Raw genomic sequence first — 14,748 nt, forward strand, 5'->3', positions numbered from 1 at the left:
CCCACGGCACGCCGATCAGCGCGATATCGAGCCGCGCCGCATCGGTGACGTGCGGCAGGCGCATGAACGTTGGAATGGCGCCGAACCGCGGCACCAGCGCAGCGTCAACCGGCTGCGGATTGCTATCCGTCAGATTCATGCGACCAAGACCCTCTCGCCAGCCCGTAGAGTCCACCCCGGAATTCAATTGCAAAAAAGCGCGAATATTGGAAACATAGTTTTGGCTTTAATAATGTGATACATGACCGCCGGCGCACTCCACGACATCGACCTGAAGCTGCTCCGTGTCTTCGCCGCAGTGGTGGAGCATGGCGGTTTCGGGCCGGCCCAGGCTGTTCTGAACATCAGCCTGTCGCGCCTCAGCTCGATGATCGCGGAGCTGGAACGGCGGCTCGGCGTGCGGCTCTGCCATCGCGGGCGCGTCGGTTTCCGCCTCACCGATAAGGGCGCGCAGGTCTATCAATCCAGCCTGAAGCTCATGAACAGCCTGGAAGGGTTCCGCGCCGAGGTGGGCGCACTGCGTGGGCGGCTGGTTGGCAAGCTCTCCATCGGCATGGTCGACAACATCGTCAGCAATCCGGAATGCCGGTTGAGCGAGGTCATCAGTCGCTTCTGCGCACGCGACCAGGAGGTGCGCGTCTCGCTCCACATCGATGCGCCGCCGGAGCTCGAGCAACGCGTCATGGACGGGCGTCTAGACCTGGTGATCGGTGCCTTTCACCACACGCTGCCCGCACTCGAGTACCGCCCGTTGTTCGAGGAAGAGCAGACGCTCTATTGCGGCGCCAGCCATCCCTTGTTCCGGCGCGCCGATGCATCGATCGCGCTCGAGGATGTGCGGGCGGCATCGTATGCCGGCCGCGGCTATCCCGAAGAGACGCTCCCCATCCAGCTGAAGCCCGCGACCACGTCGGACTCGATGGAGGGGCTGGCGATGTTCGTCCTGTCCGGCCGCTTCATCGCGTTCCTGCCGACGCACTACGCCTTGCAGTGGGTCGAGCGGGGCCAGATGCGCCCCATCCTTCCGCGCCGCCTCGCCTACCGCTCGCAGTTCCACGCGGTCATCCGCAAGGCCGGCATACCGACCTTGGTGATGCGGGCATTTCTCGCCAATCTGGTGGAGGCGCACGCGAGGAAGCGATCAAGGCGCAAAATCGGGCAACCGTAAACGCCACTCCGGCATGCGCCTTCTGACTTTCCGTGAAGCTGGCATTGAACGCATCGGAATAATGAACGAGGAGTCCGTTCTCGATGTTACGGCCGCCGACCCGTCGATTCCGACATGCATGCTCGCTCAGACCATACAGCTGCGCCGACGCTAGTCCGGTTCACCTCCCTCAGTGGACATTTGGCGGACGCTGTCGCCCGCAAACCGCAAGAGCGGCCTCTCAGTCCCAGTTGTTCAATGCGGCTCGGCGGATGTCGCGGTGCTTCAACTAGCCAGGTAGGTCGAAGATGTCAGCGGGTCAGTATGCCGAGGTCACTTGGCTCAGTATTTTTTGTACACGCGATTCTGATTGATGGCGATGTGCATGTATGCATCCGTCCCTGGACCGACGCACCGCCCCTGATTTCGGGCCCGATCCTCGCGGACAAGCACAGATTGACCATCTCGTGTCGCCACTTCGTAACTGATCGTATCACCCAGAAATATCCTCTCACGCACAGTAACCGGAATGACTGCGCCCGCCGCATCGCTTAACGCATGCGATAGCTTGATCTCCTCGGGACGGATCATGATCCTCACTTCGCTTCCGACGCCTCCAACAGCGTCGACAGGGACGCACACCGCGCTGTTCTCTCCCAGCTTAACAATCGCTGCGTCGCTCCGGCGCTCAGCCACGGAGCCGCGGAGGAAATTGGAGTTGCCGATGAAGCCGGCAACAAAGGCGGTAGCTGGACAATGATAGAGATCCTCGCCGCTCCCCACCTGGACTATGCGCCCATGCTCGAACACGGCGATCCGGTCGCTCATGCGTAACGCCTCCTCCTGGTCGTGGGTGACGTAGAGGATGGTGACGCCGAGCCGGTGGTGCAGCTTGCGGATCTCGATCTGGATCTCCTCGCGCAGCTTCTTGTCGAGCGCGCCCAATGGCTCGTCCATCAGCAGCAGCTGCGGCTCATAGACCAGGGCGCGCGCCAGCGCGACGCGTTGCTGCTGGCCGCCCGACAGCTGGCTGGGCCGCCGCCCGGCGAAGCGGTCGAGCTGCACCAGGCGCAGGGCGTCGAGCACACGGCTGTTCACCTCGTCCTTGCTCAGGCGTCGGACCGAGAGCGGGAATCCGACGTTTTCGGCGACAGTCATGTGGGGAAAGAGGGTATAGCGCTGGAACACCATACCGATGTTGCGCTTCTGCGGCGGCAGGCCGGTCACCGCGCCGCCGTTGAGCAGGATCTGGCCGCTGGTCGGATCGTCGAAGCCGGCGATCATGTTGAGCGTCGTGGTCTTGCCCGAGCCGCTGGAGCCGAGGAAGGTCAGGAACTCACCCTTGCGCACGTCGAGCGAAACGCCGTCCACCGCTGCGAAGTCGCCGTAACGTTTGTGCAGATCCATCAGCCGGACGGCGGGAAGAGGCGTGTCCATTTTCATTGCATTTTGCTCCGGCCGGCGCGTGTCGCGCTCAGTCCCAGCAGGGCCATCAGGATCAGCGAGGCCAGCACCAGCAGCGTGGACGCTGCGGCGATCACCGGCGTGAGGTCGCTGCGCAGCGAGGTCCACATGCGCACCGGCAAGGTCTGCAGCTGCGGGCTGGCCATGAAGATGCTCACCACCACCTCGTCCCAGGACGCCAGGAAGGAAAAGACCGCCGCCGCCAGGAGGCCGGGCGCGATCGACGGAATGGTCACGCGGCGCAGCGTCTCCAGCCGTCCCGCGCCGCAGATCGCCGCCGCCTGCTCCAGAGCGGGATCGAAGCCGCGCAGCGAGTTGCTGATGCAGATGACGGAGAACGGCACCGCGATGATGAGATGCCCGGCGACAAAGCCGGCGAAGGTGCCGTTCAGCCCGACCTTGAGCGAGAAGGCATAGAGCGCGATCGCGACGATGACCACTGGAACGATCATCGGCGCCACGAAGAACGCCTTCAGGACCCGCCGGCCGGCGAAGCGGCCGCGCACCAGCGCGAAGGCTGCGGCGCCGCCCAGGAGGACCGACAGGACCGTGACGATGAGCGCGAGGCGCAGGCTAAGCCACATCGCCTCGGCCCAGCGCGGATCGGTCGCCAGCTCCTCGTACCAGCGCAGCGTCCACTCGGGCGGCGGGAACATCATCCAGCGCGACGATCCGAAGGACAGCAGCGCGATGAAGATGATCGGCAGTAGCAGGAACGCCATGACCAGCACCGCATGCCCATAGAGCACGAAGCGGAACAGCCCCAGCCTGTTGCGCGTCAGGATCATCACGCATCCTCATCGAGATAGCGCATGTGCAGCGCGTAGAGCGCGAGGGTCGCACACAGCAGGACCAGCGCGGCCGCGGCGCCCAGCCCCCAGTTCAGGAAGGATTGCACCGTCTGTGCGATCAGCTCCGCCAGCATCATGTTGCCGGTGCCGCCCAGCAGCGCGGGCGTCACGTAGTAGCCGAGCGACATCACGAACACCATGAGCCCCGCTGCGCCGATGCCCGGCAGGCTGAGTGGCAGCAATACGCTGCGGAACAGCCGCCACGGGCTGGCGCCGCAGACGGCGCCGGCATGCATCAAGGCCGGGTCGAGGGTCGCCAAGGTCGCGCGCAGCGGCAACACGACAAAGGGCAGCATGATGTAGGTCATGCCGATGACGACCCCGGTCAGGTTGTTGACCAGCGGCAACGGCGCATCGATCACGCCCACGGACAGCAGGATGCGATTGATGACTCCGGTCTTCTGCAGCAGCACCAGCCAGGCGTAAGTGCGCGCCAGCAGGCTGGTCCACATGGACATGAGCAGGATCGCCAGCAAAACCTGCTGCCAACGCGCCGGCAGCATCACGAGCAGCCACGCCAGCGGGTATCCGATCAGCAGCGACATCAGGGTGACGACTGCCGCCACCAGGAAGGTGTTGAACAGTACGCGCGCGTAGGTCCCGGTCGCCAGCAAGTCTGAGAAGTTCTGCAGTCCCCATTGCGGATCGGTGACGCTGCGCAGCATCAGGGCGCCGACCGGCAGGGCGAAGAACACGAACAGAAACGCGATCGCCGGCCAGGCCGCGCGTGCTTCCCTGAATGTTCCCGATGTCGCCGCTGCGTTCATGGCTCTCGGATCCAGAAAAGTGGGCGCGCCGGACCGGGAGGTGCCGGCGCGCCCGTTGAGCTACTTCGCTTGCCAGTCGTACCAGCGCTTGCCGATCTCGTCCCTGTGTTCCGCCCAGTAGTTGAGATCGAGGGTGATCTGCGTCTCCGCATGCTGCGAGGGCATCAGCGGCACCAGGTCCTTGTTCAGCAACGCCTCCGACTTTAGGTTGACCGGCGCATAGGCGGTGGCGTTGGCTAGGTCGGCTTGGCCCTGCGCGCTGGTGGCGAGGGCGATGAACTTCATCGCCGCTTCCTTGTTCTTGCTACCCTTCGGCACCACCAGAAAATCGGCGGTGGCGAGATTCTGCTCCCACACCGCGTCGACCGGCGCGCCTTCCTTCTGCAAGGCATAGATGCGGCCGTTCCAGAACATGCCGAGCGGCGCCTCGCCCGAGGCGAGCTGCTGCTGGGACTCGGCGCCGCTGCCCCACCACAGAATGTCCTTCTTGATGCTGTCGAGCTTGGCGAAGGCGCGGTCGAGGTCGAGCGGATAGAGCTTGTCGGGCGCCACGCCATCGGCCAGCAGCGCGATCTCCAGCACGCCTGGTGATGCCCATTTGTAGAAAGTGCGCTTGCCGGGGATCTTGGCGGTGTCGAACAGATCGGCCCACGAGGTTGGGACCTGGTCGCCGATGGCCTGCGGGTTGTAGCCGAGCACGAAGGAGAAATAGAAGCTGCCGATGCCATGCTCGAACACAAAGCGCGGATCGATGTCCTTCTTGTCGATCACGCTGAAGTCGAGCGGCTCCAGCAATCCCATCTTTGCGGCCTGGTAGGCGAAGTCCGGCTCGACGTCGACCACGTCCCAGTCGACCTGGCCGCTGTCTACCATGGCCTTGAACTTGCCGTAGTCGGTCGGTCCGTCCTGCAGCACCTTGACCTTGTATTCGGCTTCGAACTTGTCGGCCCAGGCTGCTTTCTGCGCGTCCTGGGTGGTTCCGCCCCAGCTCGTGAACGTGATGCTATCCTCGGCCAGCGCGCCGGACGTGGCGCCGATCGCCAGAATGGCGGCTCCCAAGAGCCGCTTGATCTTCACTCCCATCGTAACCTCCTCGGTTTCGTTGTTGTTGTGGTGTGCCCTCAAGCAGGCGGCGAGAACGGCGCCGGCTTCATGATCTTGTTCTCCATCGTCTCGATGTGGCTCTGGATGCGCGGCAGAATCGCCTGCCACCTAGGATCAGCGGCGAGCGTACCGCGCCGGCGCTCGCGGTCGGCGAGGTCCTCGTAAGCCCAGATGTGCACGATCTCGTTCAGTGGCCCGATCTCGGAATGGAAGTAGCCGATAAGCCTGCCGAGATGGCCACGCTGAATCGCGATCCCTTCCTCCTGGACCAGCCGGAGATAAGCGGGAACCGCTCCGCTCTTCAGGCGATAGGTGCGGATCTCGTAGATCATCAGCGCATCACGAACGGATCGGGGATGGGGTCATCGGAGGTGCGGATCCACACCGCCTTGCTGCGGGTGTAGTCGCGGATCGAGTCCGCACCGCCTTCGCGGCCGAGGCCGGACAGGCCGAATCCGCCGAACGGCGCCAAGGGCGAGATCGCGCGGTAGGTGTTGACCCACACGATGCCGGCGCGGATGCGGCGCACCAACCGATGCGCGCGCGTCAGGTCGCGGGTGAAGACGCCGGAGGCGAGGCCATAGCGCGTGTCGTTCGCCAGCGTCACAGCCTCCTCCTCGCCATCGAACGCGATCACGCTCAGCACCGGGCCGAACAGCTCCTCGGCGACGCACGGCACCTGGTTGTTGGCGCAAGCGACGATGGTGGGCTCGAAGTAAAAGCCGTCCTTGCGGTCGGGTGGAATCTGGCCGCCGGTCAAGATGCGCGCGCCGGAAGCAACGCTCTGGCTCAGCAGCGCTTCAATATGTGCGCGCTGTCGTGCCGTCGCCAGCGGCCCCATCTCGGTAGCCGGATCCTGCGGATCTCCCATACGGATGGCGCGCGCCTTCGCGACCAGCATATCCACCAACTTGTCGTAGATTGGCCGCTCGACATAGAGTCGTGAGCCGGCGACGCAGCTCTGTCCGGTTGCGGCGAAAATGCCGGCCACGATCGCATTGGCGACACTGTCCAGGTCGGCGTCGCGGAACACCAGCACCGGCGACTTGCCGCCGAGTTCGAGCGAGATATTGGCGAGATTCTCTGCGCTGTTATGCACGATCTGTTGCGCGGTTGCCGGTCCGCCGGTGAAGGCGATGCGCGCTACCAACGGATGCGAGGTCAGCGCCTTGCCGCAGCTCTGGCCGAAGCCGGTGAGGATGTTGACGACGCCCTTGGGGAACCCAGCCTGCTCCACCAGCTTGCCGAACTCGAGCAGCGGCGCCGGTCCCTCTTCGGAGGCTTTCAGCACCACCGTGCAGCCGGCCGCCAGCGCCGGCGCGAGCTTGACCGCGGACAGGAAAAGCTGCGAGTTCCACGGCACGACTGCGGCGACGACACCGATGGGCTCGCGGCGCAGATATACTTCCATGTCCGGCTTGTCGATCGGCAGGTGCGCGCCCTCGGCCTTGTCGGCGAGGCCGCCGAAATAGCGGTAGAAGTCGGCGATGTAGCCGATCTGCGCGCGCGTCTCGCGGATGATCTTGCCGGTATCGCGCGTCTCCAGCTCCGCCAGCCGCGGCGCATGCTCGGCCAGCAGGTCGCCGAGCTTGTAGAGCAGCTTGCCGCGTTGCGTCGCGGTCAGGCCCGCCCATGCCGCATCGCTCAACGCGCGATAAGCGGCGCGCACGGCGCGGTCGGTGTCCACCGCGCTGGCGGCGGGCATGACGGCCCAGGCCCCGCCGGTCGAAGGATCGATGCTCTCGAACGTTTCGTCTGTGTCGACGAATGCACCGTCGATGTAGCAGCGGAAGCGTGGGAGCGTCATGAGCAGCCTCGCTTTCTCAGCGGAACGCCGGCAGGACATGCCGAATGAAGAGATCGAGCGACTTCTTCTTGCGCTCATGGCTGATGCCGCTGTCGATCCAGATGGAATACTGGTCGTAGCCGAGCTGCTCGTAGCCCTTCAGGCGCTGGACGACTTCGTCCGGCTCACCGATCACCAGGGTGCGCCGCACGACGTCCGGCGCGTAGTTCGGCATCGCAGCCATCTCGGCCTCGCTGAGCGGGTCCATGATGCCCTGATGGATCGGCCGCTTGTTCTGGAACCAAGCGCCGAACATGCAATAGAAGACGCTGAGGTCCTTGGCCAGGCGATCGGTCTCTGCGGCCGAGTCTGACACGAAGGTGTGCTGCAGCAGCATGATCTGCGGCCGAGCCCGCTCCGGATGATTGGCGCACGCTGCGTTGAAGCGCGTCATCAGGCTCGCCACCTCCTCGTCGCCGGAGGCGAGCGGCGTCACCTGCACGTTGCAACCCTTGCCCACCGCGAAGTCGTGCGAGCTGGGATCGCGCGCGGCGATCCAGATCGGCGGCCCGGGCTGCTGCACTGGTTTGGGCGATGTGGTGGTGGTCGGGAACTTCCAGAACTCGCCGTCATGGGCATAGTCGCCCTGCCACAGCCGCTGGATGGCCGGCACCATTTCGCGCAGCCGCTTGCCAGCGCCCATCGCATCGAGCCCCGGCAACAACCGCTCATATTCAAAGGAATAGGCGCCACGCGCGATGCCTAGGTCCAGCCTGCCGCCGGTCGCGAGGTCGGCCAATGCCGCCTCGCCCGCCAGTTTGATGGGATGCCAGAACGGCGCGATGATGGTGCCGGTGCCGAGCCGGATCTTGCGCGTCCGGCCGCCAAGGTAGGCGAGATGAATGAAGGGATTTGGCGCGATGGTGAATTCCATCGCGTGATGCTCGCCGATCCAGGCGGTCTCGAAGCCCGCCTCTTCCGCCATGAACACCAGTTCCTCGAGCTCGGCGAACAGCTCGGCATGCGGCTTCGCCGTATCCGGGCGTTCCATATGCACGAACAGGGAAAAGCGCATGTCGCCGGTCTCCTATGCCTGCTTGGCGAGCGCCTGCACGGTGCCGCGCTCTGCATCGCCGATATAGACGCCGAAGGTGTCCTCGGTCCGCTCATGCACGTAGCGCCGCAGCATGGAGCGGATCGCATCGTCGCGCAGGCCGGCCCACGGAATCTGGTCGAGCGGAATGACGCGCAGCCCGGCCGCTTGGGGCATAGGCGGTGTAAGCGCGCCGCGATAATAGACACTGACAGAGCCGGCGCCGCTGCGCGGATCTTCGAACACCGCGAACAGGAAGCCAAGCTGCGCCGAAACGCCGAGCCGGCGCAGCGTGCCGTTGAGGCTGCTGGGGTCGCTGCCCGGCTCCAGGCTGATACCCTCGGGCAGATCGAAGCGGTCGCCGTCCGCCAGGAACAGGATGCCGTCTTCGCTCTCCAGGATCGCGCCGACGCGCGGGCGCGCTGCCGCCAGTGCCGCTTGCGACAGGCCGAAGGTGACATAGGCGCCGCGGCAATAGCCGAGCGGATTGGCGGGCGTATCGCCGAAATCCACCACGCGTCCGATCAGGATCGCATGGTCGCCGGCATCGACCAGGCTGTGCTTGCGGCAATCGAACCAGGCGGTCGCGCCGCTGATCACCGGATTGCCGTTGCCGGACACATGCCAGGACGCGCGCTCGAACTTGTCGGCCGCCTTGGACGCGAACAGGCCCGAGGTGTCGCGCTGATGCTCCGCCAACACGCTGATGGCGAAGCTGTCCGCCTCGGAGAAAACCACGTAGCTGGACGCGCTCTTGGCGATGCAGACCAGGACCAGCGGCGGGTCGAGCGAGACCGACGTGAAGGAGTTGGCCGTGAAACCGCGCGGCCCGCCATCGCGCTGCTTGGTCGCCACTACCGTGACGCCAGTCGCGAAAGCGCCAAGGGCGCGACGGAGGGATCTGCTGTCGATCTCGGATGTGCTTGCCAGGAAGCCGAGCAGCCGCTTGTTCACCTCCTCCGGCGCAGTCAGCGACATCATGTGCCGCTCGCCGGATAGGACTTCACAGCGACCGTTCTGCGCTTCCGACGCCATGATGCGCGACATCTCGAGCGTCGAATTGGGATCGCCGTCGCCGGTCATGAACAGGCTCGGCGCACGCAATTGCGTGAGTCGCCCGCGATGCGCCCCATCCGCAGTGGCGAATAGACGATAGGTGCGCTGGTAGCCGCGCGGATCGACCGCGCTCAGCAAGCGCCGCGTGGTGGCCGCAGCGGCCGCCATCCGCTCCGGCACCGGGTCACCGAACCACCGTGCGATCGTTCCGTCGATGGTCTCCAGGTGCCCGCCTTTTTCCAGGACCGCCGCGCGTGTCTCCACCGCCGATCGCTGCTCTGCCGACCTGCAATAGACGGCGTTCAGCGCAGCGATGCTCAAGATGCGATCCGGATGGGACAGCGCAAATTCCAGCACCACCAGGGCGCCCATGGAGTGGCCGACCAAGTGCGCACACGCGATGCCCAGCCCGTCCAAGACGGCAAGCAGCTGGTCCGCATAGTCGGACAGGCGCGCGTCACGCGGCGGCAGGTCCGAACCGCCATGCCCCAGCATGTCATATGCAACGACATCATACCGCTGGCTCAGGGCCTCGATCTGCGGCCGCCAGATCTCGGCGGACATGCCGACGCCATGCACCAGAATCACCGGCTGGCCCTGGCCCGCGCGCAAGCCGGTGGTCGCGCCGGTCTCGCCATCGCGTAAGGCATGCCGAAAGCGGATCGGCTCAGACGGCATTGCCGCCCAGCTCCTTCAAGTCCTGGTAACGGTCGCCGATGCGATGGTGCGGCCGCCCGCCGATCGAGGCGCCGAGCGCGACCACGATCTCGTCCGGCGTCGGAGCGTCGAGGATCGAGAACTGCACCGTGAGATAGTGCGAGCGCATGCTCTCGTCGTGCTTGTGCATCAGCGGAATGACGATCGGGCAGTCGGGTCCGCCGCGCGTGTTGGTGAAGCTGAGATAGCTCTTCGCGCCCACCGCCTTGCGATAGTGGTTGCCGAAGCGCAGCGTGTGGATGAGCGCCGAGGCATGCTCGACCTCGCCCGCCGTCCCGACCACTGCCGCCTTGCCATAAGCCTCGACCGCGTCGCCCGACCCGGCCAGCTCGAGGATGCGCGCCGTGAGGAGCTCGCCTAGCACTGGCGCGATCGCATGGATCTCTGGCTTTAAATCATCGACGAAGCCGTGCCCGGCCCAGGGGTTGGCGAGAACGGCGCAAACGCCGAACAGCTGCAAGGGCTTGGGCGCCACCCGCTCGCCCTCGATCAGGGTCTCTTCCTTGTAGGTAACGATCTTGCGGATCTTCGCGTCCATCGCGCCTCGCTCCGGCTTCTTGCGTTTTCGGTATTATGGTATACCATAAGATCGGCAGTCAAGAAGATCTTGCGTATAGGCGAGTCGATGGGTCCTATTCCGGGCATGGTGATGAGCGACGAATTGGCGGCCGAACCGGATGAGCTGCGCGTTGAGCGCAGCGCGAAGACCCTGCGCGGCTTGGCGCTGGAAAAAATGCGCGATGCCATCCTCGAATTCCGGTTGCGGCCGGGAGAGCGACTGGTCGAGCGCACCTTGTGCGAGCGCCTCGGCGTCAGCCGGACCGTGGTGCGCGAGGTGTTGCGCCACCTGGAGGCCGAAGGCCTGGTGGAATCCATCCCGCAGCAGGGGCCGGCGGTGGCGCGGCCGGATCCCGCCAAGGCCGACCAGATTTACGAGTTGCGCGGCCTGTTGGAAGCCGAGGCCGCGCGCGCCTGCGCGGAGCGGGCGACGCCGGCCGATGTGAAACGCCTCGCCGCCGCCATCGACCGGATCGAGCAGGCCTTCGCCCAGCACAGCCCGCGCGACGTGATCAAGATGACGACTGCCTTCTACGAGATCCTATTCGCGTGCGCCGGCAAGCAGGTGGCGTGGGACGTGGTGCAGTCGCTCAACGCGCGGATCAACCACCTGCGCGCCATGACGATCTCCACGCCCGGCCGCGCTAAGGCCGCAATCGGCGAGATGCATCGCATCCTAGATGCGATTCGCAAGCGAGATGTCGACGGCGCCTACCGCGCCAGCGTCGACCATGTGCAGACGGTGGCTGAGCTCGCGCGGAACGCACTCCTGAGCAACCGTGGCAGCGCCTCACCGGAGCAGCAAAGTGCGGCTCGCGCCAAATAAGGCTGCAGCTTGCCGGAGGTGCAGCGGTACCATTGAGCAGCGCTGGCGGACTTGGCGCACACAACGGTACGAGTGCGACACCGGCCAAGCGGGAGGCGATGGTGTCGGCCGATCTACATCTCCTTAAGCGCGGCGGCATGGCTTCCCAAGAGACCATCCATGCTGACCCTCGAGGGCAAGGCCACTCAAAACCCTCTCGTCACCTCGTAACGGTGCCTTCAAAGCGACCCGTGGCGTCACGATCGCGGTCGTATCGCCTCGTGAGAGGAAACGGTGGCAACCAGGACTCGCGACGGATAATCCAGCTTTCGTAGGTCGGCATCAGTTGGTCAGGGGCATCCAGGGATCCTAGGTTCACTTCGATCTCGTCTGCGCTGCGTGCGAAAATGGACGAGCCGCAGCGGGGACAGAAAAACCGCCCGGCGTAGTCGCGTGTTTCGCCATCGATCATCACCGCATCCTGAGGGAATATCGCGGACGCGTGAAAAAGGGCCCCATGATGCTTGCGACAGTCGAGACAGTGACAAAGGCCGACCCGGTATGGGAGTCCCGACGCCACAATTCGGACATTGCCGCACAGGCAACCGCCGGTGAATCGGTCCATGCTGCGTCTCCTCTGAAATCAAGAGGTCGGCATGCCTACAACGAACAGCACTGTCATTCAACTGCCCGCTGCGGCAACAATCGTGGACCAGGAACGATGATGGTCTGGCTCGCAGAGGCATGAACCGAAGGGCTAGGCGCTCGCGCTCAGACCCTGCCTGCCTCATTCCAGTGTTGAGAGAGCAGTGATTTCAACCCGTGCAGACAAGCGCTTGTCCAAGACCCTCATGTCGAGCGGCTAAGGGCACCGATGACGGCTCATCGCACGGTGCAAAAGCTTGCGCTAAAGGCATGCCGCGGGACCAGTTGCGCGGACGCATTTGACCTGGGCCAACACCGTCTTGAATGGTGCGCTTCTCATCGGAACTCGACGCCATGAGTGCCGTTATCGAAGCGTCGATCCAGCAGGATTGCCGAGCGCTTCTCAGTCGGTGCCAGGACCGTTTGTTCAAAATGCCACTGGCAATGCCATGACCATGATTACGGTGTTCGGCGGCACGGGGTTCCTGGGCCGACGGCTCGCATTGCGCCTCGCCGCTGAAGGGGCGAGTGTGCGCGCTGCTGTCCGGCATCCCCATTCGGCGCGGAACGCCCTGCGCACGGCGGAATTGAACCAGATCGCATTATTCGGTGCTGATGTGCGTGACCAAGCCTCGGTCGCCGCAGCCGTCGCCGGAGCTGACGGTGTCGTCAACGCGGTCTCGGCCTATGTCGAGAAGGGCGATGTGACCTTCGAGGCCGTGCACGAGCAAGGGGCCGAGACGGTCGCGCGCGAGGCCGCCTCGGCCGGAGTGGCTCGCCTCGTGCTCGTCTCCGGGATCGGAGCAGATCCCAGGTCGGAGTCTCCTTACATCCGCGCGCGCGGGCGTGGCGAACTGCTGGTCCAGCAGGCGTTCCCGGGCGCCACCGTCGTCCGCCCAGGCACCATGTTCGGCCCTGGCGACGCCTTGTTCGGGACGCTCGCCGACCTTGCCCGGCTCCTCCCGGTGCTGCCGCTGATCGGCGGTGGCCGCACCCGCTTGCAACCTGTCTATGTGGAGGACGTGGCGGAGGCCATCACGCGCATGCTCGCCGACCCAGGGACCGCCGGCCGCACCTTTGAACTCGCCGGCCCTGGGGTGCACACGATGCGTCAGCTGGTCACGATCACGATGCGCCTTATCGGCAGACGGCGACTGCTCGTGCCGCTCCCCTTCGCGATTGCGACGGTCCAAGCGCGGCTGTTCGAATTTCTGTCGAGCCCGCCGCTCACCACCAGCCAGGTTGACCTTCTCAGGACGGACAACGTGGCGAGCGGACTCCTGCCGGGTTTCGGGGAACTCGGCATCGAGCCGAAGGCGGTCGAAGACGTCGTACCGACCTATATTGGCAGGTCGCACGTGCCGGGGTCACACTGAGCCCCCTTGCTGTCGTAGATCCACCTAACGCGCCGCTGCGGCGCATCCCACGACCCACGGCTACTGCTGTTGGCGCCTTCGTTGCGGCGTCGATGGTGGTCGCCCTGCTGATGGCCCGAGCGGGTATCTTTTTCACATCCTCTTGAACTTGGCTGCCTCCTCTGAGCCGCCGGTGGCATTGCCGGCGCTATAGGAATGGGCCCCAGCTCCAGCGAGCTTGCCGCGGTCAACGATCAGGTATTCCTCCCGGATCGGCCGCTGCTCGAACCAGCATTCGAGGATTTCCCGAACGCCGGCCGCGTAGCGTGCCTGGGCGGACAGCGACGATCCCGAGGTATGCGGCGTCATGCCGTGATATGGCATCGTCCGCCAGGGGTGATCTCGTGGCGCCGGCTGGGGGAACCAGACGTCGCCAGCATAGCCGGCAAGCTGGCCGCTCTGAAGCGCGGCGGCTATAGCATCGCGATTGCAGATCTTGCCCCGCGCGGTGTTCACGAGATACGCGCCGCGCTTCATCCTGGCGATCATCGCCGCGTCGAACAGGTTCTCGGTTTCCGGATGGAGCGGGCAGTTGATGGTGACCACATCGCAGGCCGGAACCATGTCCGCCGCAGCCGGATGGAAGGTGAGGCCGAGCTCCTTCTCGACACTCTTCGGCAGTCGGTGCCGATCGGTGTAGTGCAGCTTCACATCAAACGGCTTCAACCGGCGGAGCACCGCGAGGCCGATCCGCCCCGCCCCGACGGTGCCGACATGCATTCCCTCAAGGTCGTAGGACCGGGCGACGCAGTCGGCGATGTTCCAGCCGCCCTTCACCACCCACTGGTAGGAGGGAAGATAGTTCCTGACGAGGCCGAGAATCATCATGACCACATGCTCGGACACGCTGATCGAGTTGCAGTAACTGACTTCGGTGACGGTGACGCCACGCTCCATGGCGGCTGCGAGATCGACATGGTCCGAGCCGACTCCCGCGGTTATCGCAAGCTTCAGCTTTGGCGCCTTGGCGATGCGCTCCCGCGTCAGATAGGCGGGCCAGAAAGGCTGCGATATGACGATGTCGGCGTCGGGCAGCTCGCGCTCGAAGACGGAGTTCGGGCCGTCCTTGTCGGAGGTCACGACCAACGCATGGCCCTGCTCCTCGAGATATTTCCCCAGGCCAAGTTCGCCGGAAACGGTGCCAAGCAGTTCGCCAGGATGGAAATCGATCGCCTTCGGAGTGGGCAGCGTCTGTCCGCCCGGGTAGCGGTCGAGCTTGGGGATGCCGTCCCGTGCATAGGACTTGGGATGACCATCCACGGGATCGTCGTAGAGAACACATAACACCTTTGCCATGGCATTCCTCCCTACGTGTCTTCAAAGGTTTTCGCTCAGTCTCC

Annotated in this window: 14 protein-coding genes; 3 read left to right on the forward strand and 11 right to left on the reverse strand. The window is 64.8% G+C overall.

All coding sequences use genetic code 11. The annotated features are described in order from the left end of the window. Nucleotides 1-241 precede the first annotated feature (241 nt). Entirely contained in the window at nt 242-1,168 is a 927-nt protein-coding gene (locus tag DTX69_RS28025) for a LysR family transcriptional regulator (protein ID WP_119304896.1), read from the forward strand. 321 nt (nt 1,169-1,489) lie between these two features. Here the strand turns inward: DTX69_RS28025 and DTX69_RS28030 are convergent, their stop codons facing one another. The 9 genes from DTX69_RS28030 to DTX69_RS28070 are packed head-to-tail and all read right to left on the reverse strand — an operon-like array spanning nt 1,490 to nt 10,523. Then, nucleotides 1,490-2,590 carry an ABC transporter ATP-binding protein gene (locus DTX69_RS28030; RefSeq protein WP_119304897.1) on the reverse strand — a complete coding sequence of 367 codons (1,101 nt, stop codon included), beginning with the start codon at nt 2,588-2,590 and terminating at the stop codon, nt 1,490-1,492. Next, a complete protein-coding gene (locus DTX69_RS28035) occupies nt 2,587-3,399 on the reverse strand; it encodes an ABC transporter permease (RefSeq protein ID WP_119304898.1) in 813 nt (270 codons plus the stop codon). Before DTX69_RS28035 ends, DTX69_RS28030 begins: the two co-directional genes overlap by 4 nt. After that, a complete protein-coding gene (locus DTX69_RS28040) occupies nt 3,399-4,229 on the reverse strand; it encodes an ABC transporter permease (protein WP_119304899.1) in 831 nt (276 codons plus the stop codon). Before DTX69_RS28040 ends, DTX69_RS28035 begins: the two co-directional genes overlap by 1 nt. 60 nt (nt 4,230-4,289) lie before the next feature. Beyond that, on the reverse strand, nt 4,290-5,312 hold the full coding sequence (locus DTX69_RS28045; protein ID WP_119304947.1) for an ABC transporter substrate-binding protein: 1,023 nt from the start codon (nt 5,310-5,312) through the stop codon (nt 4,290-4,292). Between the two features lie 38 nt (nt 5,313-5,350). Further along, nucleotides 5,351-5,665 (reverse strand): NIPSNAP family protein, encoded by a 315-nt coding sequence (locus DTX69_RS28050; RefSeq protein WP_119304900.1) that lies wholly within the window; start codon nt 5,663-5,665, stop codon nt 5,351-5,353. Then, nucleotides 5,665-7,140, reverse strand: a complete 1,476-nt coding sequence (locus tag DTX69_RS28055; protein WP_119304948.1) for an aldehyde dehydrogenase — start codon at nt 7,138-7,140, stop codon at nt 5,665-5,667. The genes DTX69_RS28050 and DTX69_RS28055 overlap by 1 nt, the downstream gene beginning before the upstream one ends. Before the next feature lie 16 nt (nt 7,141-7,156). Then, complete coding sequence (locus DTX69_RS28060) at nt 7,157-8,194, reverse strand: LLM class flavin-dependent oxidoreductase (RefSeq protein WP_119304901.1); 1,038 nt, start codon at nt 8,192-8,194, stop codon at nt 7,157-7,159. Nucleotides 8,195-8,206: 12 nt separating this feature from the next. Then, nucleotides 8,207-9,946 (reverse strand): alpha/beta fold hydrolase, encoded by a 1,740-nt coding sequence (locus tag DTX69_RS28065; protein WP_119304902.1) that lies wholly within the window; start codon nt 9,944-9,946, stop codon nt 8,207-8,209. After that, nucleotides 9,936-10,523, reverse strand: coding sequence for an amino acid synthesis family protein (locus DTX69_RS28070; protein WP_119304903.1), 588 nt, complete (start codon nt 10,521-10,523; stop codon nt 9,936-9,938). The genes DTX69_RS28065 and DTX69_RS28070 overlap by 11 nt, the downstream gene beginning before the upstream one ends. A gap of 87 nt (nt 10,524-10,610) precedes the next feature. On the opposite strand from DTX69_RS28070, the gene DTX69_RS28075 reads away from it, so the two are divergent. Next, a complete protein-coding gene (locus DTX69_RS28075; protein ID WP_284736121.1) occupies nt 10,611-11,369 on the forward strand; it encodes a GntR family transcriptional regulator in 759 nt (252 codons plus the stop codon). A gap of 199 nt (nt 11,370-11,568) precedes the next feature. Here the strand turns inward: DTX69_RS28075 and DTX69_RS28080 are convergent, their stop codons facing one another. After that, nucleotides 11,569-11,973 carry a GFA family protein gene (locus DTX69_RS28080; RefSeq protein ID WP_119304904.1) on the reverse strand — a complete coding sequence of 135 codons (405 nt, stop codon included), beginning with the start codon at nt 11,971-11,973 and terminating at the stop codon, nt 11,569-11,571. Nucleotides 11,974-12,442: 469 nt separating this feature from the next. Here DTX69_RS28080 and DTX69_RS28085 point away from each other — a divergent pair, with 469 nt between their 5' ends. Beyond that, on the forward strand, nt 12,443-13,369 hold the full coding sequence (locus tag DTX69_RS28085) for a complex I NDUFA9 subunit family protein (RefSeq protein WP_119304905.1): 927 nt from the start codon (nt 12,443-12,445) through the stop codon (nt 13,367-13,369). A 132-nt stretch (nt 13,370-13,501) separates the two neighbouring features. On the opposite strand, the gene DTX69_RS28090 is transcribed toward DTX69_RS28085, so the two are convergent. Continuing rightward, a complete protein-coding gene (locus DTX69_RS28090; protein ID WP_119304906.1) occupies nt 13,502-14,704 on the reverse strand; it encodes an NAD-dependent formate dehydrogenase in 1,203 nt (400 codons plus the stop codon). Nucleotides 14,705-14,748 lie beyond the last annotated feature (44 nt).

The sequence above is a fragment of the Dongia deserti genome (assembly GCF_003574735.1).
GTDB lineage: Bacteria > Pseudomonadota > Alphaproteobacteria > Dongiales > Dongiaceae > Dongia_A > Dongia_A deserti.